Annotated in this window: 22 protein-coding genes and 1 pseudogene; 17 read left to right on the top strand and 6 right to left on the bottom strand. The window is 73.3% G+C overall.

All coding sequences use genetic code 11. The features are described 5' to 3' along the window. The first annotated feature begins 9 nt into the window (after nt 1-9). The 5 genes from HII36_RS36195 to HII36_RS36175 are packed head-to-tail and all read left to right on the top strand — an operon-like array spanning nt 10 to nt 4,586. A complete protein-coding gene (locus HII36_RS36195) occupies nt 10-915 on the top strand; it encodes a sugar phosphate isomerase/epimerase family protein (protein WP_173527828.1) in 906 nt (301 codons plus the stop codon). Then, entirely contained in the window at nt 851-1,306 is a 456-nt protein-coding gene (locus tag HII36_RS36190) for an EboA domain-containing protein (RefSeq protein WP_217370408.1), read from the top strand. Before HII36_RS36195 ends, HII36_RS36190 begins: the two co-directional genes overlap by 65 nt. Further along, a complete protein-coding gene (locus HII36_RS36185; protein ID WP_173527826.1) occupies nt 1,306-2,151 on the top strand; it encodes a TatD family hydrolase in 846 nt (281 codons plus the stop codon). The genes HII36_RS36190 and HII36_RS36185 overlap by 1 nt, the downstream gene beginning before the upstream one ends. Continuing rightward, nucleotides 2,152-3,261 (top strand): metabolite traffic protein EboE, encoded by a 1,110-nt coding sequence (eboE, locus tag HII36_RS36180; protein ID WP_173527825.1) that lies wholly within the window; start codon nt 2,152-2,154, stop codon nt 3,259-3,261. After that, nucleotides 3,261-4,586, top strand: a complete 1,326-nt coding sequence (locus tag HII36_RS36175; protein WP_173527824.1) for an alkaline phosphatase family protein — start codon at nt 3,261-3,263, stop codon at nt 4,584-4,586. Before eboE ends, HII36_RS36175 begins: the two co-directional genes overlap by 1 nt. Here HII36_RS36175 and HII36_RS36170 read toward each other — a convergent pair. Beyond that, nucleotides 4,583-5,464 carry a D-alanyl-D-alanine carboxypeptidase family protein gene (locus tag HII36_RS36170; RefSeq protein WP_217370407.1) on the bottom strand — a complete coding sequence of 294 codons (882 nt, stop codon included), beginning with the start codon at nt 5,462-5,464 and terminating at the stop codon, nt 4,583-4,585. The genes HII36_RS36175 and HII36_RS36170 overlap by 4 nt on opposite strands. A 107-nt stretch (nt 5,465-5,571) precedes the next feature. Here HII36_RS36170 and HII36_RS36165 point away from each other — a divergent pair, with 107 nt between their 5' ends. The 8 genes from HII36_RS36165 to ptsP are packed head-to-tail and all read left to right on the top strand — an operon-like array spanning nt 5,572 to nt 12,224. Next, entirely contained in the window at nt 5,572-6,333 is a 762-nt protein-coding gene (locus HII36_RS36165) for a DeoR/GlpR family DNA-binding transcription regulator (RefSeq protein ID WP_173527822.1), read from the top strand. Continuing rightward, on the top strand, nt 6,330-7,304 hold the full coding sequence (locus HII36_RS36160) for a 1-phosphofructokinase family hexose kinase (RefSeq protein WP_173527821.1): 975 nt from the start codon (nt 6,330-6,332) through the stop codon (nt 7,302-7,304). The genes HII36_RS36165 and HII36_RS36160 overlap by 4 nt, the downstream gene beginning before the upstream one ends. A 53-nt stretch (nt 7,305-7,357) precedes the next feature. Further along, the gene (gene mtlA / locus HII36_RS36155; protein ID WP_173527820.1) at nt 7,358-8,551 is read left to right on the top strand and encodes a PTS mannitol transporter subunit IICB; all 1,194 of its coding nucleotides are present in this window, start codon (nt 7,358-7,360) and stop codon (nt 8,549-8,551) included. 2 nt (nt 8,552-8,553) lie between these two features. Beyond that, on the top strand, nt 8,554-8,862 hold the full coding sequence (locus HII36_RS36150; protein ID WP_173527819.1) for a PTS lactose transporter subunit IIB: 309 nt from the start codon (nt 8,554-8,556) through the stop codon (nt 8,860-8,862). Further along, on the top strand, nt 8,855-9,283 hold the full coding sequence (locus tag HII36_RS36145) for a PTS sugar transporter subunit IIA (protein WP_173527818.1): 429 nt from the start codon (nt 8,855-8,857) through the stop codon (nt 9,281-9,283). Before HII36_RS36150 ends, HII36_RS36145 begins: the two co-directional genes overlap by 8 nt. Then, a complete protein-coding gene (locus tag HII36_RS36140; protein WP_173527817.1) occupies nt 9,280-10,284 on the top strand; it encodes a zinc-dependent dehydrogenase in 1,005 nt (334 codons plus the stop codon). Before HII36_RS36145 ends, HII36_RS36140 begins: the two co-directional genes overlap by 4 nt. Nucleotides 10,285-10,297: 13 nt before the next feature. Then, nucleotides 10,298-10,642: an HPr family phosphocarrier protein gene (locus tag HII36_RS36135; protein ID WP_173527816.1), complete on the top strand. Its 345-nt coding sequence runs from the start codon at nt 10,298-10,300 to the stop codon at nt 10,640-10,642. Next, entirely contained in the window at nt 10,635-12,224 is a 1,590-nt protein-coding gene (gene ptsP, locus HII36_RS36130) for a phosphoenolpyruvate--protein phosphotransferase (RefSeq protein WP_173527815.1), read from the top strand. Before HII36_RS36135 ends, ptsP begins: the two co-directional genes overlap by 8 nt. On the opposite strand, the gene HII36_RS36125 is transcribed toward ptsP, so the two are convergent. Further along, nucleotides 12,221-14,767: an ATP-dependent Clp protease ATP-binding subunit gene (locus tag HII36_RS36125; RefSeq protein ID WP_173527814.1), complete on the bottom strand. Its 2,547-nt coding sequence runs from the start codon at nt 14,765-14,767 to the stop codon at nt 12,221-12,223. The genes ptsP and HII36_RS36125 overlap by 4 nt on opposite strands. A gap of 92 nt (nt 14,768-14,859) precedes the next feature. Further along, nucleotides 14,860-15,501, bottom strand: coding sequence for an SDR family oxidoreductase (locus HII36_RS36120; protein ID WP_173527813.1), 642 nt, complete (start codon nt 15,499-15,501; stop codon nt 14,860-14,862). A gap of 23 nt (nt 15,502-15,524) precedes the next feature. Here HII36_RS36120 and HII36_RS58200 point away from each other — a divergent pair. From HII36_RS58200 to gndA, 3 genes and pseudogenes are all read left to right on the top strand, one after another. Further along, nucleotides 15,525-15,839 (top strand): annotated as a pseudogene (locus tag HII36_RS58200) (HAD family hydrolase); the annotation flags it as partial. Between the two features lie 106 nt (nt 15,840-15,945). Then, nucleotides 15,946-16,251 carry an HAD family hydrolase gene (locus tag HII36_RS58195; protein WP_268959695.1) on the top strand — a complete coding sequence of 102 codons (306 nt, stop codon included), beginning with the start codon at nt 15,946-15,948 and terminating at the stop codon, nt 16,249-16,251. Nucleotides 16,252-16,318: 67 nt separating this feature from the next. Continuing rightward, nucleotides 16,319-17,743 carry an NADP-dependent phosphogluconate dehydrogenase gene (gene gndA, locus HII36_RS36110; RefSeq protein ID WP_173527812.1) on the top strand — a complete coding sequence of 475 codons (1,425 nt, stop codon included), beginning with the start codon at nt 16,319-16,321 and terminating at the stop codon, nt 17,741-17,743. A gap of 18 nt (nt 17,744-17,761) precedes the next feature. Here gndA and HII36_RS36105 read toward each other — a convergent pair whose 3' ends face one another. Continuing rightward, a complete protein-coding gene (locus tag HII36_RS36105; protein ID WP_328808042.1) occupies nt 17,762-18,532 on the bottom strand; it encodes an acyl-CoA thioesterase domain-containing protein in 771 nt (256 codons plus the stop codon). An 11-nt stretch (nt 18,533-18,543) separates the two neighbouring features. After that, the gene (locus HII36_RS36100; RefSeq protein ID WP_173527811.1) at nt 18,544-19,479 is read right to left on the bottom strand and encodes a helix-turn-helix transcriptional regulator; all 936 of its coding nucleotides are present in this window, start codon (nt 19,477-19,479) and stop codon (nt 18,544-18,546) included. A gap of 51 nt (nt 19,480-19,530) precedes the next feature. Here HII36_RS36100 and HII36_RS36095 point away from each other — a divergent pair, with 51 nt between their 5' ends. Then, on the top strand, nt 19,531-20,625 hold the full coding sequence (locus HII36_RS36095; protein ID WP_236004222.1) for an epoxide hydrolase family protein: 1,095 nt from the start codon (nt 19,531-19,533) through the stop codon (nt 20,623-20,625). On the opposite strand, the gene HII36_RS36090 is transcribed toward HII36_RS36095, so the two are convergent. Next, nucleotides 20,612-20,962 carry a VOC family protein gene (locus HII36_RS36090; protein ID WP_173527809.1) on the bottom strand — a complete coding sequence of 117 codons (351 nt, stop codon included), beginning with the start codon at nt 20,960-20,962 and terminating at the stop codon, nt 20,612-20,614. The two genes, HII36_RS36095 and HII36_RS36090, sit on opposite strands and share 14 nt — an antisense overlap. Nucleotides 20,963-21,214: the final 252 nt, after the last annotated feature.

The raw sequence follows: 21,214 nt of genomic DNA, 5'->3' as shown, positions 1-21,214 counted from the left end.
GAGAGCGCCGTGAAGTGGGCCTACTGCACCAACGGCTTCACCAACCACTCGCTGCCCCAGGTGGTGGACATCCTGGCCGAGCTCGGCTACAGCGGCGTGGCGATCACGCTCGACCACGGGCACCTGCACCCGTACGAGCCGGACCTGTCGGCCAGGATGGAGGAGACGCGCGCGCAGCTGGCGCGGCACGGCATGAGCGCGGTGGTCGAGACCGGCGGCCGCTACACGCTCGACCCGTGGCGCAAGCACCACCCCACCCTGATGGACGGCATGGGCGACGAACGGTTCGTCTTCCTCAACCGGGCCATGTACGTGGCGTTCTGCCTCGGCGCGCCCGCCGTCCACCTGTGGAGCGGCGCCAAACCCGAGGGCATGAGCGAGTTCGAGGCCTGGCGCAGGCTCGCGGACAGGCTCCGCGTCCTGCTCGAGGTGGCCGACCGGTTGCACGTGACGCTGGCGTTCGAGCCCGAGCCCGGCATGCTGGTCGAGGACCTGTCGGGCTATCTCCAGCTGCGCGAGATGCTGGACGATCATCCCCGCTTCGGGCTCACGCTCGACCTCGGCCACTGCCACTGCCTGGGCCAGGACGTGGTGGCGTCCGTGCGGGAGGCGCTGCCGTACCTGGTGCACGTGCAGATCGAGGACATGCGCCAGGGCGTGCACGAGCATCTGGAGTTCGGCGAGGGGACCATGGACTTCCCGCCCGTGCTGGCCGCGCTCGCCCCGTTCACCGGGCTGGTGGCGGTGGAGCTGGCGCGGCACAGTCACGCGGCGCCCGAGGTGGCGCGCAGGTCGATCGACTTCCTCAGGAGGGCGTATGGGCGATTGGATCCAGCGGGCGGTGCGGGAGGTGGAGCGCGAACCCGGGGCGGTGCACCGCCTCTTCCCTCAGGCACGCAGGCTCGGCGGCCCTGACGCGCGGGCGCGGCTGCTGGCCCGCCTGGACGCGGACACGCTGGCCGAGCTGTACCGGCGGGGCGACGCCGGCGAGCGGCTGGACATCCTGCGCGCGCTGCCGGGGCTGGACCTCGGCCCGCGGGCGCTGCCGCTGGTCGAGGACGCGCTGCGGACCAACGACGCCCGGCTGGTCGAGGCCGCGATGGGCGACTACGGCGCGCGCTGGCTGGACGATCACGCCTACCGGCAGGGCGTGCTCAAGTGCGTGTTCATGTCGATCCCGCTGTCGTCGGTGTCCGGGCTGGCGGCGCGTTCGGACGCCGAGCTGGCCAGGATGCTGGGCGACTACGCGGCCGAGCGGCGCGCGGCCGGGCGCCCGGTTCCCCAGGACGTGCTGGAGAGGATCTGATGCGCATCTTCGACCCCCACATCCACATGACCTCGCGTACCACCGACGACTACGAGCGCATGCGCGCGGCCGGGGTGCGCGCGGTGGTCGAGCCGGCCTTCTGGCTCGGCCAGCCGCGCACCGGCGTGGGCAGCTTCCTCGACTACTTCGACGCGCTGCTCGGCTGGGAGCCGTACCGGGCGGCGCAGTACGGCATCAGCCACCACTGCGCGCTGGCGCTGAACCCGAAGGAGGCCAACGACCCGCGCTGCGCGGAGGTGCTCGCCGAGCTGCCCCGCTACCTGCTGAAGGACGCCGTGGTCGCGGTCGGCGAGGTCGGCTACGACTCGATGACGCCGGCCGAGGACAAGGCGTTCGAGTCGCAGCTCGCCCTGGCCGCCGAGTACGACCTGCCGGTCCTGGTGCACACTCCGCACCGGGACAAGGTGGCCGGAACCCGCCGTTCGCTGGACGTGGTGCGCGCGGCCGGGATCCCGCCGGAACGGGTGCTGGTCGATCATCTCAACGAGCCCACCGTCGGCCTGGTCGCCGACTCCGGCTGCTGGATGGGGTTCTCGATCTACCCGGACACGAAGATGACGCCCGGCCGGATGGTGGCGGTCCTGCGCGCGCACGGCACCGCGCGGATGCTGGTCAACTCGGCCGCCGACTGGGGCAGGAGCGACCCGCTGAAGACGCGCGAGGTGGCGGCCGAGATGCTCGCCGCCGGGTTCGGCGACGACGACGTCGACCAGGTGCTGTGGCGCAACCCGGTGGCCTTCTACGGCCAGAGCGGCCGGCTGGACCTGGGGTCGCCGGACACCGGCGCCGACTACGCGGGCAACACGATCAAGAGGGGCGGCTGAATGCGGTTCGGGCACGCCGACGGCTCGATCGTGCACCTGGCGTACTGCACGAACGTGCATCCGGCCGAGGATCTGCCGGGCATACACGCCCAGCTCGCCGGGCCGTGCGCGCGGGTGCGCGCGCTGCTCGGCGCGGAGCGGCTGGGGGTCGGGCTGTGGTTGTCGCGCGGGGTGGCGGCGACGCTGGCCGCCGACGCCGCCGAGCTGGCCGGGCTGCGGACGGCGCTGGACCGGCTCGGGCTGGAGGTCGTGACGCTGAACGGCTTCCCGTACCAGGGCTTTCAGCAGGAGGTGGTGAAATATCGGGTGTACGAGCCGGACTGGGGCACGCCCGAGCGGCTGCGTTACACCCTCGACCTGGCCGACGTCCTGGCCGGGCTGCTGCCCGCCGACGTCGGCGAGGGCACGATCTCCACGCTGCCGCTCACCTGGCGCACCGCCTGGTCGCCCGACACCGCGGTCGCCGTGTCGCAGCAGCTCGCCGCGCTGGCCGCCGGGCTGCGCGAGCGCGCGGAGCGCACCGGCAAGGTGATCAGGGTGGGCTTCGAGCCGGAGCCCGGCTGCGTCGTGGAGACCACCGGCCAGGCCCGCGCCCTGCTGCCCCTGGGCGTGGCCGGTCACGAGCTGCTGGGCGTCTGCCTGGACGCCTGCCACCTCGCCGTCGGCTTCGAGGAGCCGCCCGACCTGACGCTGCCGATCGTCAAGCTGCAGGCGTCCTGCGCGCTGGAGTCCCCGCCCGGCGCGCAGGCGGAACTGGCCCGCTTCGACGAGCGCCGCTTCCTGCACCAGACCCGTTCGGCCTCCGGCTTCACCGACGACCTGGGCGAGGCCCTGGCCGGGGCCCTGCCGGCCGAGGAGACCTGGCGGGTGCACTTCCACCTGCCGCTGCATGCCGAGCTCCCGCCGCCGCTGACCACCACCCGCGGCTACCTGCGCCGCCTGCTGGCCGCGCTGCTCGCCGGGCCGGCCCCGCTGACCAGGCACGTCGAGGTGGAGACGTACACGTGGAGCGTCATGCCGGGCGAGCGGCGCGACGTCGCCGAGTGCGTCGCGGCCGAACTGGACTGGACCCGCCGCGAGCTCGTGGCGCTCGGACTGAAGGAGCTGTGATGGCGCCCCTCGTGGTGATCAACGTGGTCGGGCTGACCCCGCGCCTGCTCGCCCACATGCCGGCCGTCTGCAAGGCCGGGCCGGCGGCGACGCTGCGTCCGGTGCTGCCCGCCGTCACCTGCTCGATGCAGGCGACGCTGCTGACCGGGACGATGCCGCGCGAGCACGGCATCGTCGGCAACGGCTGGTACTTCAGGGACCTGGGCGAGGTGCTGCTGTGGCGCCAGCACAACGCGCTCATCCAGGGCGGCCAGCTCTGGGACGCGGTGCCCGGCCTGACCACGGCCAACGTGTGCTGGTGGTACGCCATGGGCGCGGCCAGCGACCTGCTGGTGACCCCGCGCCCGATCTACTACGCCGACGGCCGCAAGTCCCCCGACTGCTACACCAGGCCGCCGTCGCTGCACGACGAGTTGGAGGCGGAGCTGGGGACGTTCCCGCTGTTCAACTACTGGGGTCCGACGGCCGGGATCGCCTCGACCGAGTGGATCGTCGGCGCGGCCCGCCACATCCTGCATGCGGCGCGGCCCGATCTGCTGCTGGTCTACGTCCCGCACCTCGACTACGACCTGCAGCGGCACGGCCCGGACGGCCCTGAGGCGGTGGCGGCGGCCGAGCGGGTGGACGCGGCGCTCGCGCCGCTGCTGGAGGAGGAGGCCGACACGGTCGTGCTGTCCGAGTACGGCATCACCGCCGCGTCCCGGCCGGTCGACGTCAACCGGGCGCTGCGCGCGGCCGGGCTGCTGGAGGTGTACACGCAGGCCGGCATGGAGTACCTGGATCCGTGGACGTCGCGGGCCTTCGCCGTCGCCGACCACCAGATCGCGCACGTCTACGTCAAGGACCCGGCCGACCTGCCCAGGGCCAGGGCGGTGCTGACCGAGCTGGACGGCGTGGACGAGGTGCTGGGCGAGCGGGGCAAGGCCGCCCGCGGGCTCGACCACGAGCGGGCCGGTGAGCTGGTCGCGGTCGCCGAGCCGGACGCCTGGTTCACCTACTACTACTGGCTGTCGGACGACCGGGCGCCGGACTTCGCCCGCCTGGTGGAGATCCACCGCAAGCCCGGCTACGACCCGGCGGAGCTGTTCATGGATCCGTCCGACCCGTTCGTGAAGGCCAGGGCGGGGCTGGCGCTGGCGCGCAAGCTGCTCGGCTTCCGCTACACGATGTCGGTGGTGCCGCTGAACCCGGCCCCGGTGCGCGGCAGCCACGGCCGGCTGCCCGACGACCCGGCCGACGGCCCGGTGCTGCTCGGCCCGTTCGACGCGGACTCTTACGCCGCCACCGAGGTCAAGGACCTGATCATCGGGCTGCTTCGCCGTTAGCGCGGCAGCGAGCGGTACAGGGCGCGGGTGAGCGTGGTGATGCGCTTGACCGAGCCGCTCCAGGTGCTGCCCGCCGGGTGGGCGGTCAGCACCGCGACGATGTGCCGGTCGCCCCGGCCGACCAGCCCGGTGGAGTGCAGCACGGGACGGCCGTAGTCGGGGATGCCGGAGCCGGTGGCGTGCCTGGCGATCCAGGACAGGGGCGCGCTCTTGGCCGAGACGTCGCACCTGACGGGCGGCGTGGTGCCGAAGCCCGACCAGCCCTGCTTGACCGCCCAGGGCCGGGGCAGCGCGTCGGGGATGCCGAAGGTCTGGTCGAAGCCGTCGCTGCCGCACGGGGTGGCCTGGCGCAGGTGGCCGAGGATCGTGTCGCGTACCCGGGGGTCGGCGCGGTCGAGCAGGTAGCGGTAGGTGCGGACGATGTCGTACGCGCTGAGCGAGACGTAGCCCCAGAACCCGGGCTTGGACGCGGGCGGCGGCGTGGTGTCGGCCAGGCCGAGCTTGCGCGCCATGCGGGTGACGATCGCGCCCTTGCCGCCGCGGTCCCAGAACGTGGAGGCGGCGTCGTCGTCGCTGGAGCGCAGCATGATCTTGAGCAGCCGGGCGTCGGCGGCCGGGACCTTGGTGCGGCGTTCGAGGTAGTCGATGGCGATGAGGATCTTCACCACCGAGGCCGAGCGGAACTTGCGGTGCGCGTTCCTGGTGGCCACGAACCTGCCCGCGGTCCTGTCGTAGACCAGCCACGACGCCGTGGTGCCGGCGGGCACGCGGGGCGGATCGGCCCGGCGGGCCTGGGATTCGGCCGCGGCGGCGGGCACGGCTCCGGCGCAGAGGGCGGCGAGCGGTACGGCTGCCGCGACGGCGGCCCAGGGCTTCATTCGCACCCGCCTATAAGTACCAGATTCGGGGTGTCCCCTCTTGACCCTGCCAAAGAAACGGTTATAAACAAAGGAGAAACCAAACGAAACGGCGGTGAACCAACATCATGTACGCGGAGGAGCGGCAGCAGGAGATCCTGCGCAGGGCGCGGGCCGCGGGCCGGGTCGACGTCGTGACGCTCTCCTCGGAGCTGGAGGTGACCACCGAGACCATCCGCCGCGACCTCACCGCCCTGGAGCGGGCCGGGGTGCTGCGCCGGGTGCACGGCGGCGCGATCCCGGTGGAGCGGCTGGGGTTCGAGCCCGCGCTGGCCGCCCGCGACGAGGTGCTGACCGGGGAGAAGGAACGCATCGCCAAGGCCGCGCTGGCCGAGCTGCCCGAGGACGGCTCGGTGATCATCGACGCGGGCAGCACCACCGGGCGGCTGGCGCAGGTGCTGCCCGCCGACCGCGAGCTGACCGTGGTGGTCAACTCGCCGCCGCTGGCCGCGGTGCTGGCCACCCGGCCGAACCTGCACGTCATCATGCTGGGCGGGCGGGTGCGCGGGCGCACGCTGGCCACCGTCGACGACTGGGCGCTGCGCCCGCTGGAGCACCTGCACGTCGACGTGGCGTTCATGGCCACCAACGGCTGCTCCCCGGCCAACGGCCTGACCACGCCCGACCCGGCCGAGGCGGCGATCAAGCGGGCCATGGTCAGGGCCGCGCAGCGCAGCGTGCTGCTGGCCGACCACACCAAGTTCACCAACACCTACCTGGCCAGGTTCGCCGACCTGAGCGAGATCGACGTGGTGATCAGCGACACCGGGCTCGACGTCACGCTCGCCGCCGACCTGGCGGCGGCGGGACCCGAGGTGGTGCGCGCGTGATCCTCACGTTGACGCTGAACCCCAGCCTCGATCGCACGATCGAGATCGGCGCGCTGGCCAGGGGCGCCGTCATCCGGGCCGCCGCCGCCCGGCTCGACCCCGGCGGCAAGGGCGTGAACGTCTCGCGCGCGCTGCTGGCCAACGCGGTCGCCGCGCGGGCCGTGCTGCCGTACGGCGGCGACGAGGGCAGGCAGCTCATCCGCCTGCTCGCCGACGAGGGCCTGGACATGGTCACCGTGCCGGTGGCCGGCGTCACCCGGTCGAACGTCACGCTGGCCGAGCCGGACGGCACGATCACCAAGGTCAACGAGCCGGGCACGGCGCTGTCCGCGGCCGAGCTCGACACGATCGCCGAGTCGGTGTTGTCGGCCGCGCACGAGGCGGACTGGGTGGTGGCCTCGGGCAGCCTGCCGCCCGAGGTGCCCGCCGACGTCTACGCCCGGCTGGGCCGCAGGTTCGCCCGCGCCGGGCTGCGGGTGGCCGTCGACACCAGCGGGCCGGCCCTGGTGTCCGCGCTGGCCGCCGCGCCCGCGCTGGTCAAGCCCAACCTCGACGAGCTGGCCGGGGCGACGGGCATGCCGATCAGGTGCCTGGGCGACGTGGTGGAGGCCGCGGGCAAGCTGCGCGCGGCCGGCGCGCGTACCGTGCTGGCCAGCCTGGGCGCCGACGGCGCGGTCCTGCTCGGCGACGACGGCTCGGGCGACCCCCGCGCCTGGTACGGCGAGGCGGCGGTCGGCGAGCCGCGCAGCCCGGTCGGCGCGGGCGACGCGATGCTGGCCGGGTTCCTGGCCGGCGGCGCGGCCGGGCCAGAGGCGCTGATGGAGGCGCTGGCCTGGGGCGCGGCGGCGGTGCGGCTGCCGGGCAGCAGGATGCCAGGCCCGGCCGACATCTCCCGCGCCGGGGTCCGCGTCGGGCCGCCCGACCCGTCGCGCCCGCTCACCGCCGCCCCGCACGAGAGCCCGTCCGTCTGACCCTCACCCCCCACACAGCAGCAGTTGCTCATCCCCCCGAAGGAGCACGTGCCATGGCCGACACCTACACTCCCCCGGTCTATGGAACCGGGGTCAAGGCCACCATCCAACGGATCGGCGGCCACCTGGCCGGCATGATCATGCCGAACATCGGCGCGTTCATCGCCTGGGGGCTGATCACCGCGCTGTTCATCCCCACCGGCTGGCTGCCCAACGAAGACCTGGCCAAGCTGGTCGGGCCGATCATCTCGACCCTGCTGCCGATCCTCATCGCCTACACCGGCGGCCGCATGGTGCACGGCCAGCGCGGCGCGGTGGTGGGCGCGGTCGCGGCGATGGGCATCGTGGTGGGCTCGGACATCCCGATGTTCCTGGGCGCGATGATCGTCGGCCCCCTGGCCGCCCTGGTCCTGAAATATGTGGACAAGTTCACCGAGCAGCGGACCCGGGCCGGGTTCGAGATGCTGGTGGACAACTTCACCGCCGGCATCGTGGGCGGCGTCATGGCCGTCGCGGGCGCGCTGGCCATCGGCCCGGTCGTGCAGAAGGTCACCGACGTGGCCAGCGACGCGGTCGGCTGGCTGGTCGGCAACGGGCTGCTGCCGATCGTCTCGACCCTGATCGAACCGGCCAAGGTGCTGTTCCTGAACAACGCGATCAACCACGGCGTGCTCGGCCCGCTCGGTGTCGCCGAGGCCGCGCAGACCGGCAAGTCGATCCTGTTCATGCTGGAGTCGAACCCGGGTCCCGGGCTCGGGCTGCTGCTGGCGTACCTGCTGTTCGGGCCGCGGCAGCTGCGGCCGAGCACCCCGGCCGCGATGATCATCCACTTCTTCGGCGGCATCCACGAGATCTACTTCCCGTACGTGCTGATGAAGCCGCGACTCATCCTGGCCATGATCGCGGGCGGGGCGGCCGGGGTGTTCACGTTCATGGTCACCGGCTCCGGGCTGGTCGCCACGCCGTCGCCGGGCAGCATCTTCGCCTACGTGGCCGTGACGCCGCGGGGCGGCTGGCTGGGCATGATCGCCGGGATCGTCATCGCCACGGTCGTGACGTTCGCCGTCGCGGCGGCGCTGCTGGGCTTCGGCCGCGGCGAGAAGGCCGAACCCGCCGGCGACGAGCCCACCGCCGCGGACACCCCGGCCGCCACGGACACCCCGGCCGGCGTCGAGACCCCCGCCGCCGTGGAGACCCCCGCCACCGTCCAGGTTACGGCCGACCGGCCCGTCACGAAGGAGTCGTAACCATGCCGAGCATCGACAGCAAGGACATCCGCAAGATCATCGTCGCCTGCGACGCCGGGATGGGCAGCAGCGTCATGCTCGCCTCCCAGCTGCGCAAGCAGCTCAAGGAGAGCGGCGTCGCGGTGGAGCACACCCCGGTCAACTCCATCCCCGACGACGCGGACGTGATCGTGGTGCACTCCGGCCTGGCCGCCAGGGCCCGGGCGGCGGCGCCGGGCAAGGTGCTGGTGCCGTTCCAGATCTTCCTCGGCGACCCGGCCGTGACCAGGCTCGTCGCCACCATCAAGAACGGCGGCACGGTCGATGCGTGACGACCTGCTCGACCCGCGGGCGGTGCTGCTGCACGAGAGCGCGGCCGACCGCGACGCGGCCATCCGCCGCTGCGGGCAGGCGCTGGTGGAGGTGGGCGCGGTCGCGCCGGCGTACGTGACGGCCATGCTCGAACGCGAGCGCACGATCTCCACCTACGTCGGCGAGGGCGTGGCCATCCCGCACGGGACGGCCGGTTCCAAGGACGACATCGCGCGCGACGCGATCTGCGTGGTGCGCTTCCCCGGCGGCGTCGACTGGGACGGCGAGCGGGTGACCCTCTGCGTCGGCATCGCGGCCAGGAACGACGGCCACGTGCCGCTGCTGGCCGCGCTGGCCGAGATCCTGCTCGACCCGGACCGGGCCAGGGCGCTGCGCGAGGCGACGGAGATCCATCAGGTGATGAAGGAGTTGACACGGTGAAGGTCGCCAGGTTCCATGCCCCGGGTGACATCAGGATCGAGGAGGCGCCCGAGCCGGTGGCCGGCCCCGGCGAGCTGAAGATCCGGGTGCGCAACTGCTCCACCTGCGGCACCGACGCGAAGATCTACCGGCACGGCCACCACCACATCAGGCCGCCGCGGGTGATGGGCCACGAGATCGCCGGCGAGGTGGTGGACACCGGCGCGCGGGTTCAGGTGATCGCCGCGATCCCGTGCGGCGTCTGCGCCGAGTGCCTGCGCGGCCGCCTGACCGTCTGCCAGGACCAGGAGTCGATGGGCTACCACTACGACGGCGGGTTCGCCGAGTACCTGATCGTCCCGGCCAAGGTCCTGGCCGTGGACGGCGTCAACGAGATCCCGGCCGGGGTCGGCTTCGCCGAGGCGTCCGTGGCCGAGCCGCTGGCCTGCGTGCTCAACGGCCAGTCGCTGGCCCGCGTCGGGCCCGGCGACGACGTGGTGGTGATGGGCGCGGGGCCGATCGGCTGCCTGCACGTCCGGCTGGCCAGGGCGCGCGGCGCGGCCCGGGTCTTCCTGGTGGACGTCAACGCCGACCGCCTGGCGATGGCCGCCGAGCTGGTACGTCCTGACGCGGTGATCGACGACGACCCGGTGGGGCAGGTGCTCAAGCTGACCGGCGGGCGCGGCGCGGACGTGGTGATCACCGCGGCGGCGTCGGGCGCGGCGCAGGAGCAGGCGCTGCTCATGGCGGCCAGGCAGGCCAGGATCAGCTTCTTCGGCGGCCTGCCCAAGGACGACCCGGTGATCCGCCTGGACTCCAACCTGGTGCACTACCGCGAGCTGACCGTCGTGGGCGCGAACGGTTCGAGCCCGGCGCACAACGCCGAGGCGCTGCGCCTGATCGCCGAGGGCGCGGTGCCGGTGGCCGACCTGATCACGCATCGCCTGCCGCTGCCCCGGGTGCTGGACGGCATCGACCTCGTCACCCGTGGCACGGCCATCAAGGTCACGATCGAGCCCTGAGGAGGATGGGGAGATGGCGCGGAGAAACGTCGTGGTCGCCTCGGCGAGCGGGCTGCACGCCCGTCCCGCCAAGCTGTTCGTCCAGGAGGCGGCCAGGCTGAAGGTGCCGGTGCGGGTGCTGCTCGGCGCGAAGTCGGTGCCCGCGAACAGCATGCTGGGCGTGTTGTCGCTGGGCGCGGTGCGTGGGACGGAGGTGACGCTGGAGGCCGAGGGCCCGGGCGCGGAGGCGGCGCTGGACACGCTGGCCGCCCTGCTCGGCCGCGACCTCGACGCGGGCGAGAACCCGAGCGAGAACGCGGGCCAGGACCCGGGCCGGAACCCGGGCCATGACGCCGATCAGGGGGTCCTCGATGCCTGACACGCTCACCGGGTCAGGGGTCAGCCGGGGCCTGGCGGCCGGGCCGCTGCTCAAGCTGCCCGCCCCGGCGGCGCTGCCCGCCCCGCGGCCGGTGACCGACCCGGACGCCGAGCTGGCCACCGTGGCCGAGTCCCTGGAGCGGGTGGCCGCCGACCTCACCCGCCGGGCCGGCACCGCGGGCCTGGCGAGGGAGGCGGCCGAGATCCTGGCCGCGCTGGCCATGATGGCCGAGGACCCGGTGCTGCGCGAGGAGGCCGAATCGGGCGTCCACGCCGGGCTGGACGCCGCGCACGCGCTGCACCAGGCGTTCACCCGGCACCGGGAAGCGCTCGCGGCGCTCGGCGGCTACCTCGCGGAACGCGCCGCCGACCTGGACGACCTGCGGGCCCGCGCCGTCGCGTGCGCGCTCGGCCTGCCCATGCCTGGCATCCCGGCCCCCGGACACCCGTACGTGCTGGTGGCCGCGGACCTCTCCCCCGCCGACACCGCGACGCTCGGCCCCGACGTGCTGGCGCTGGTCACCGAGCGCGGCGGCCCGACCAGCCACACCGCGATCCTGGCCAGGGGCAGGGGCCTGCCCGCGGTGGTGGCCTGCGCGGGCGTCATGGCGCTGGCCGACGGCACGGTCATCGGCGTGGACGGCGGCACCGGCGAGATCACGGTCGGGCTCACCGACGACGCGGCGGACCGGCTGCGGGCACGCGACAGGGCCGACCGCGACCGGCTGGCCGGCGGCTCGGGCCCGGGCGCGACCGCCGACGGTCACCCGGTCAAGCTGCTGCTCAACGTCGGCTCGGCCAAGGATCTCGAACCGGGCGCGGAAGGCGTCGGGCTGTTCCGCACCGAGTTCCTGTTCCTGGACCGCAGGCAGGCGCCCGCCTTCGAGGAGCAGGTGGCCGCGTACGCGGAGGTGTTCGCCCGGGCGCCGTCGGTCGTCGTGCGCACGCTCGACGCGGGCACCGACAAGCCGCTGCCCTTCCTCGGACTCCCGCCGGAGCCGAACCCGGCGCTCGGCGTGCGCGGGCTGCGCGTCGACCGGGTGCTGCCCGGCGTGCTCGACACCCAGCTCGACGCGATCGCCGAGGCCGCCCGCGGCTCGGGCGCGGACGTCCTGGTCATGGCACCCATGGTCACCACGGTCGAGGAGGCGGCCGGTTTCGCCCGCCGCGCCCGCGCGCGCGGCATCTCCAGGGTCGGCGTGATGATCGAGGTCCCGGCCGCCGCGCTGCGCGCCGAGCGTATCCTGGCCGAGGTCGACTTCCTCAGCATCGGCACCAACGACCTGGCCCAATACGCCTTCGCCGCCGACCGGCAGCACTCCGCCCTGGCCGACCTGCTCGACCCGAGCCAGCCCGCGCTGCTGCGGCTGGTCGAGATGTGCGCCCGGGCGGGGCTGGCGGCCGGGAAGCCGGTGGGCGTGTGCGGCGAGGCGGCCGGCGACCCCCGGCTGGCTCCGCTGCTGGTGGGGCTGGGGGTGACGAGCCTGTCGATGGCCCCGGTGTGCGTGCCGGTCGTGCGCGAGGCGCTGGCCGGGCTGACCCTGGCCCAGTGCCGGGACCTGGCCGCCGCCGCGCTCGCCTAGGAGACGGGCTCCGGGTTGTGCGCCCGGAGCCGGAGCTCGTCGCCCTCGACGTCGACCGTCACCTTGCCGCCCTCGTCCACCTCGCCGGTGAGCAGCATCGTGGACAGCCGGTTGTCCAGCTCCCGCTGCACGGTCCTGCGCAGCGGGCGGGCGCCGAACTCGGGCTGGTAGCCGCGTCCGGCGAGCCAGTCCTTGGCCGCGTCGGCGACCTCCAGCGACACGTCCTGGCCGCGCAGGCGCTGCCGGGTCTTCTCCAGCAGCAGGTCCACGATCTGGCGCAGTTGCTCGCGTTCCAGCCGCTTGAAGATGATCGTCTCGTCGATGCGGTTGAGCAGTTCGGGGCGCAGGGAGTGGCGCAGCAGGTCCATGAGCTGGTCGCGCAGCCGGGGGCTGTCGCCGGGCGCGTCGAGGATCTGCTGGGCGCCGATGTTGCTGGTCATGATGACGATCGTGTTGGTGAAGTCGACCGTGCGGCCCTGGCCGTCGGTGAGGCGGCCGTCGTCGAGCATCTGCAGCAGGATGTTCATCACGTCCGGGTGGGCCTTCTCGATCTCGTCGAGCAGCACCACCCCGTGCGGACGGCGGCGCACGGCCTCGGTGAGCTGCCCCGCCTCCTCGTAGCCGACGTACCCGGGCGGCGCGCCGATCAGCCGAGAGACCGTGTGCCGCTCCTGGAACTCGCTCATGTCGATGCGGACCATGTGGTTCTCGCCGCCGAACAGGGCCGCGGCCAGCGCCCTGGCCAGCTCGGTCTTGCCCACGCCCGTCGGGCCGAGGAACAGGAAGCTGCCGATCGGCCGGTTCGGGTCCGACAGGCCCGCCCTGGCCCTGCGCACCGCCTCGGCGATGGCGACCACGGCCTCGTCCTGGCCGATCACCCGCTCGTGCAGCTGCTCCTCCAGGCGCATCAGGCGTTCGCGCTCCTGCTGGGTGAGCTGGGTGACCGGGATGCCGGTGCGGCGCGAGACCACCTCGGCGATGTCGTCCACCATCACCTGCGGGACGGTGTCCTCGCCGCGCCGCGCCCGATCCAGCTCGGGACGGACCTTGTCGATCTGGGTGGTCAACTCCTTGGCCAGGTCGAAGTCGTCGGACGAGACCGCCTGCGCCTTGTCCCTGCGCAGCGCGTCGAGCCGTTCCTCCAGCTCGCGCACGTCGCTGCCGGGGGTGCGCGAGCGCAGCCTGACCCGGGCGGCCGACTGGTCCATCAGGTCGATGGCCTTGTCGGGCAGGAACCTGTCCGTGATGTAGCGGGCCGACAGGGTGGCGGCGGCGTCGAGCGCCTCGTCGGTGATGCGTACCTGGTGGTGCGCCTCGTAGGTGTCGCGCAGCCCGGCCAGGATCTCGACGGTCTGCTCCACGGTGGGCTCGGCGACCAGGATGGGCTGGAAGCGGCGTTCCAGCGCGGCGTCCTTCTCGATGTTCTTGCGGTATTCGTCGATCGTGGTGGCGGCGACGACGTGCAGCTCGCCCCTGGCCAGGGCGGGCTTGAGAATGTTGGCCGCGTCCATGCCGCCTTCGGCCGAGCCGGCGCCGACCAGGGTGTGCACCTCGTCGATGAACACGATGATCTCGTCGGCGTGCGCGCGCACCTCGTCGATGACCTTCTTGATGCGTTCCTCGAACTCGCCACGGTACTTCGAGCCGGCCACCATGCCGGTCAGGTCGAGCGCGATCACGCGGCGGTCCTTGAGCGTGTCGGGGACGCTGTTGTTCACGATGCGCTGCGCGATGCCCTCGACGATGGCGGTCTTGCCGACGCCCGGCTCGCCGATGAGGCACGGGTTGTTCTTGGTGCGGCGTGACAGCACCTCGATGGACTGCTCGATCTCGTCCTCGCGGCCGACGACCGGGTCGACGCGGCCCTGCCTGGCCTCCTCGGTGAGGTCGCGGCCGTACTCGTCGAGCGAGGGGGTGTCGCTCCTGCCGCGGCCGCGGTGGCCGTCGCCCGCCCGGCCGCCGCCGCCCGTTCCCAGGCCCGTTCCCGCGCCCGTGCCCGCGCCGGCCAGCAGGGACTGCTGCAGTTCGTTGGCGCTGACGCCCTGTTCCCGCAGGATCCTGGCGGCGCCGGAGTCCGGGTTGGCGGCCAGGGCGAGCAGCAGGTGCTCGGGGCCGATGTAGGAGGACTGCAGGGCGCGGGAGATCCGCTGGGCGTCCAGGATGGCGCGTTTGGCGGCGGGCGAGAGCGTGGTGGGCGGCTCGGTGGCCTCGCCCGGGCCGGCCATCTCGTCGATGCGGTCGCGCAGCCGTCCGGCGTCCACGCCTGAGGACTCCATCAGCGCCCGGCCCGTGTCGTTGTCGACGAGCGCGTCGAGCAGGTCGAGCGCGTCCAGGTCGGGGGCGCCGCGCTGGCCGGCGCCCTCCAGCGCCGCCTGCAGGACCTCCCTGGCCGACGCGCTCAGCAACCGGCCCACGTCGACCCGCTGGACGCTGGGCCGCGACGGCGGCCAGCCCTCCATGCCGCCGAACACCCGGCCCGTGAGCTCCTCGAACCCCCGGAACGGGTCTCCGCCGAAGAACGATCTGAACGGCATGTCCGACATAGGTGAGTCCCCTTTCGCCCGCTCAGGGGACATCTAGCCGGACGTGTCGCAAGTCAATGCCAGCAATCAGCAAAGCATCCGGTCGCGGGGGTTCACTCGGTGGCGACGAAGCTGATGATCGGGGTGTCGCCGGAGACGAGTTCGAGCGCCTGGTGGCGGGTGCCCGGCGCCTCCAGCAGCGCCATGACGACGGCCGCCACGTCGTCGCGCGGCACGGAGCCCGGGGGCACCGAGGGGGCCAGCCGCACCAGGCCGGTGCCGGGGTCGTCGGTCAGGCGTCCTGGGCGCAGGATCGTCCAGTCGAGTTCGCGGCGGCGCAGGTCGTCCTCGGCCTCGGTCTTGGCCTTGATGTAGGCGGCCCACACCTCGTCGCTGCCCGCCCTTGGCGACCGGCCCGCGCCCATCGAGGAGATCTGGATGAAGCGCCCCACGCCGGCCCGCTCCGCCGCGTCGGCCATGAGCACAGCCGCGCCCCGGTCCACGGTGTCCTTGCGGGCCGAGCCGCTGCCCGGCCCCGCCCCGGCCGCGAAGATCACGGCGTCGGCGCCGCGGACGATCTCGGCCACGTCCTCGGCGGTCGCCTGCTCCAGGTCGCACACCACGGCCTCGGCGCCGGTCGCCTCGACGTCGTGGACGTGCGCCGGGTTGCGCACCAGCCCGACCGCGCCCGATCCCAGCCGCGCCGCCAGCCGCAGCGCGATCTTCCCGTGCCCGCCCGCGATGATGATCCGCATGCCCGCCATGGTGTCATGGAGCCATGAGCGACTTCCCGCAGGCGCCCACCCCGGCGTTTCTCTTCGACCTGGACGGCACCCTGATCGACTCGGTCTACCAGCACGTCGTCGCCTGGCGGCAGGCGTTGTCCGGGATGGGCATCGACCTGTCGGTGTGGCGCATCCACCGGCGCATCGGGATGAGCGGCGGGCTGTTCGTCAGCGCGCTGCTGCGCGAGACCGGGCTGAAGCTGACCCAGGAGCAGATCGACGAGTTGCAGGTCACCCACGCCGACGCGTACGCGGCGCAGATCGACTCGGTCCGCCCGCTGCCCGGCTCGAAGGAGCTGCTGGCCGAGCTGAGCGCCCGCGGGGTGCCGTGGGCCATCGCCACCAGCCCCACGCCCGCCTCAGATCGGCGACCAGCCATGGCGACGAAGTCTCCACGAGAATACGCGACCAGCGATGCTGGAGCTGCCCGACGACACCCCGATGGTGACCCGCGACCGCGTGAAGCGGGCCAAGCCCGACCCGGACCTGTTCCTGGCCGGTGCGGCACTGGCCGGGGTGGACCCGGCGCATGCCATGGTGGTGGGCGACAGCGTCTGGGATCTGCTGGCCGCGCGCCGGGCCGGCTCTCTCGGCATCGGGCTGTTGTCAGGAGGGTACGGACGAGACGAACTGGAGCGGGCGGGCGCCTTCCGCGTCTACGCCGACCCGGCGGAGATGCTGGACCGGCTCGACGAACTGGGCGTGCGGCTGGGCGATTGACCGGCGGGGGAATACCCGGTCGAACCACCGGGCTTGATCATGCGTAATCCCCACAGAGGAGCTTGAGATGGATCTGGCAGACATCGGCGTCACCGGACTCGCCGTCATGGGGCGCAACCTGGCCAGGAACCTGGCCAGGCACGGATACTCGGTGGCCGTGCACAACCGCACCGCCAGCCGGACGCAGCAGCTGGTCGAGGAGTTCGGTGCGGAGGGCACGTTCGTGCCGTCCGAGGAGATGGCGGACTTCGTCGCGTCGCTGAAGCGGCCGCGCCGCGCCATCATCATGGTCAAGGCGGGCGCGGGCACCGACGCGGTGATCGAGGAGCTCGCCGCGCTGATGGAGCCCGGCGACATGATCGTCGACGGCGGCAACGCGCACTTCGCCGACACCCGACGCCGCGAGGCGGCGCTGCGCGAGCGCGGCATCCACTTCGTCGGCACCGGCATTTCCGGCGGCGAGGAGGGCGCGCTGAACGGGCCCAGCATCATGCCGGGCGGCTCGAAGGAGTCGTGGGCGGCGCTCGGCCCGATCCTGCAGGACATCTCCGCCAAGGTCGACGGCGTGCCCTGTGCCACCTACGTGGGCCCCGACGGCGCCGGGCACTTCGTGAAGATGGTGCACAACGGCATCGAGTACTCCGACATGCAGCTCATCGCCGAGTCCTACGACCTGCTGCGCCAGGCGCTCGGCGCGAGCCCGGCCGAGCTGGCCGAGGTGTTCCGCGAGTGGAACCGGGGCGATCTCGACTCGTACCTGATCGAGATCACCGCCGAGGTGCTCGACCAGGTCGACGCCGCCACCGGCAAGCCGCTCGTGGACGTCATCGTCGACCAGGCCGAGCAGAAGGGCACCGGCCGCTGGACCGTGCAGAGCGCGCTCGACCTGGGCGTGCCGGTGACGGGCATCGCCGAGGCGGTCTTCGCCCGCGCCCTGTCCGGGCACCCCGAGCAGCGGGCCGCCGTCGGGTCGCTGGAGGGTCCCGAGCTGTCCGGCGTCGGCGGGCGCGAGCTCGTCGAGGACGTGCGCCAGGCCCTGTACGCCTCCAAGATCGTCGCCTACGCCCAGGGCTTCGACCAGATCGCCGCCGCCTCCCGCGAGTACGGCTGGGACGTCGACCCCGGCGCGATGGCCACGATCTGGCGGGGCGGCTGCATCATCAGGGCCAAGTTCCTGGACCGGATCCGCGCCGCCTACGACGCCGACCCGAACCTGCCGACGCTGCTCGCCGCGCCCGCGTTCGCCGAGGCGCTGAACGCCGCGCAGGAGGCGTGGCGCCGGGTGGTGACCACGGCCGTGCGGATCGGCGTGCCGACGCCGGGCTTCTCCTCGGCGCTGGCCTACTACGACGGGCTGCGCCGCGACCGGCTGCCGGCCGCGCTGGTGCAGGGGCTGCGCGACTACTTCGGCGCGCACACCTACCGGCGGGTCGATCGCGAGGGCTCCTTCCACACCGACTGGTCGGGCGACCGCGCCGAGCGTCCCGCCTGACACCCCCGGGTCGCGGAGTCAGCGGCGGCGCATCCGGTCCGACGGGTTGGCCAGGGCGGTGACCGCCACGAAGCCGACGGGGCCGGTCGCGTCGTGCATGGTGCACTGGCCGGTGGCCACCCCGTCGGCGCTGACGTGGCCGGTCGACTCCAGCCCGATCAGCTCGCCCGCGGGCAGCCTGCCGAGGGTGAGCGTGTAGTCGGCGTTGATGAACGCCAGCCCGGCGGCGCCCAGGGTGCTGAGCGGGCTGGCGAAGTCGGCGGCCAGGGCCGCGCGCGTGAGCGGGGTCTCCGGCACGCCGTCCACCAGCGGGCGCGTGTCGCGCAGCCACACCCGCCTGGGGCCTGGCTCGCCCCACTCGGTCAGCCGCCACAGGTCGAAGGGCGGGTCCCACTCGCTCGCCGGGGGCGGGCCGCTGGGCGGGCGCTCGTCCCAGGCGGGGGTGGCGGGCAGCTCGCCGTCCGGCTGCTCGCTCCGCTTCAACAGGACGGCGCTCGCCCGGCCGATCACGCCCTGCGCGGTGGTGATCAGCGCGTCGGCGACGCGGATCCTGCGCCCGTCCCTGACCAGGGTGGTCGTCACGGTGACCGGTGTCATCGGGCTGTTGCGGAACAGGTCGACGGTCAGCCTGGCGGGGTGCAGGGCGGCGTCGCCGTGCGCCTGCTCGATGGCCATGGCGGCGAGGCCGCCGAGCAGGCGTCCGTGCAGCATGTCGGTGGACCAGGGGCTGTGGGCGTGCGGCTCGGGGACGTATTCGTCGCCTTTGCGGGTGAAGAACGCGGCGGTCACAGAACTTGATTCTAGTGCAGGAGCCTGCGGCCGATCACGCGCAGGCGTTCCTTGAGCTCCGCCGGTTCGAGCACCTCGAAGTCGAGGTCGAGGAAGGCCACGACCACGGCCATCAGGTGCGGGTCGTCGCCGCGCAGGGTGAGCACGCAGCGGTGCTCGTCCACCGGCTCGACCGTGCCCGCGGTCAGGCCGGCGACCCGCGCGGCGGGGGCGTGCACCAGGAAGCGGCCGGTCAGCGGCCACATCTCGTGCCCGAGGCGGCTCTCCACCCACCGTGCCACGTCGGGGTCGGGCGGCTCGCGCGGGACGAACCTGGGGCCGTTCGGGGTGCGCAGCCGGACCCGGTCGGCGCGGAAGGTGCGCCAGTCGCGGCGCTCGACGTCCCAGGCGACCAGGTACCAGCGCCTGCCCCGGTTGACCAGGCGATACGGCTCGGCCTCGCGGGTAGCGCTCTCGCCGTGGTGGTCGACGTAGTCGAAGCGCAGCCGCTCGTGGTCGCGGCAGGCGGCGGTGACGCGGGTGAGCAGTTCCGGCTCGACGGTCGGGCCTTCGCCGACGACGGACACGGTGTGCGTCTGCAGCGTGTTCACCCGGTGGCGCAGGCGGGCCGGCAGCACCTGCTCCAGCTTGGCCAGCGCGCGCAGCGACGTCTCCTCGATGCCGGCGACCGTGCCGCCGGCCGCGGTGCGCAGGCCGAGCGCCACGGCCACGGCCTCCTCGTCGTCCAGCAGCAGCGGCGGGAGCTGCGCGCCCGCGCCGAGCCGGTAGCCCCCGGCCACGCCTGGCGTGGCGTGCACCGGGTAGCCGAGGCTGCGCAGCCGCCCGACGTCGCGGCGCACCGTCCTGGGCGCGACCCGCAGCCGCTCGGCCAGGTCGGCGGTACGCCATTCGCGCCTGGACTGCAGCAGTGACAGCAGGCGCAGCAGCCTGGCCGAGGTATCCAACACGTCCCCGATTGTGGCCCGAATCCGGCCGCGATGGTTCCTACCGTGGGGGTCATGGACGCATTCGTCATCGACATTTCGCAGTCCGACCTGGACGATCTGCGCGAGCGGCTGAGCCGTACCCGCTGGCCGGACGCGCTCGACGGCGTCGGCTGGTCGTACGGCGTGCCGCCGCAGGCCGTGCGCGAGCTGGCCGGCCACTGGCTCGACGGTTTCTCCTGGCGGGCGCAGGAGGCCAGGCTGAACGCGCTGCCGCAGTACACGACCGAGATCGACGGGCAGCGGGTGCACTTCGCGCACGTCCGCTCGCCGCGTCCGGACGCGCTGCCGCTGCTGCTGACGCACGGCTGGCCCAGCTCGTTCGCCGACTTCTCGCGGGTGGCCGGGCCGCTCAGCCGTGACTTCCACCTGGTCATCCCGTCGATCCCGGGGTTCGCGTTCTCCGGCCCGACGCGTGAGACCGGCTGGGGCGTGCGCCGGGTCGCCGCGGCGTGGGTGGAGCTGATGAGCAGGCTCGGCTACGACCGCTTCGGCACGCAGGGCGGCGACTTCGGCTCGCTCATCTCCGCCGCCGTCGCGCGCGCGGCTCCCGGCCGGGTCGTCGGGGTGCATCTGAACGCCTCCGTCACCGCGTTCCCTACCGACGACATGTCGGGGCTGACGGAGGCGGAGCAGGCTCGGGCGAGCGGGTTCGCCCGGTGGGAGGAAATTTCGGGATATGCCGTGATTCAGGGCACCAGGCCGCAGACCCTCGCCTACGGCCTGACCGACTCGCCGGCCGGGCTGCTCGCCTGGAACCTCGACGCGTTCGCCTCCTGGGGTCAGGACGTCGGCGGCCTGTCCCCCGACGACATCCTGACCAACGTGGCCCTCTACTGGTTCACCGGGACGGCGGGCTCGGCCGGCCGCCTGTACCGGGAGAGCGGCCCCGACTGGGCGCCGCCCGCCGAACCCGACAAGACGCCGACCGGGATCGCGGTGTTCCCCGGCGACACGACCGTGCGCAGGTACGCCGAGCAGGTGCATCACGTGGTGCACTGGTCGGAGTTCACCACCGGCGGCCACTACGCCGCGCTCCAGACGCCCGAGGTGCTGGCGGCGGACGTGCGGGCGTTCTTCTCCGGCCTTTCACCTTCTAACCTTTCATGACGCAGAACGGGTGGCCCTCGGGGTCGACGAGGACCGTCCAGGACCCGTCGCCCGGCTGGTGCTCGGGCACCGTCGCGCCCCACTCCACCAGCGACTGCCGGGCGGCCTCGGGGTCGTCGACGGCGAAGTCGAGATGGACGTGCTTGCCCGCGTTCGGCCAGCCCGGGCCCCGGTAGCCGTCGACACGCTGGAAGGCGAGCGGGAGCGGGGTGGTGTCGAGGGTGACGAAGGTGGGGTCGTCCTGGTTGACGGGGGCGCCGGTGAGCTTGGCGTAGAAGGCGGCCAGGGCGACGGGGTCGGCGCAGTCGATGACGACGGAGGAGATCGTGGTTGCCATGCGACCAGCGTGCCCGGGGCTGGTACGCCGGGTCTTGAACATCCTTGCATCGTGGACGCCCGCCGGTCGGCCCCCTCCCGGGCGGAACTCATCACGATCGACCTCCGCCGCGAACGACTCCTACCACCGGGCGCCCCATCACGGTCACCCACCGCCGAGAACGCCCCGCCCCCAGGCGACCCATCACTAGCAGCCCCGCCACCAGCGGCCCGGCCGCAACCGCCCCTCACCACGAGCGACCCTCACCACGAG

This window comes from Nonomuraea antri (genome assembly GCF_013283785.1).
In the GTDB taxonomy this organism is placed as follows: Bacteria; Actinomycetota; Actinomycetes; order Streptosporangiales; family Streptosporangiaceae; genus Nonomuraea; species Nonomuraea antri.
Note: the sequence above shows the minus strand (reverse complement) of the source record. Positions and strands in the feature narration are given on the sequence as shown.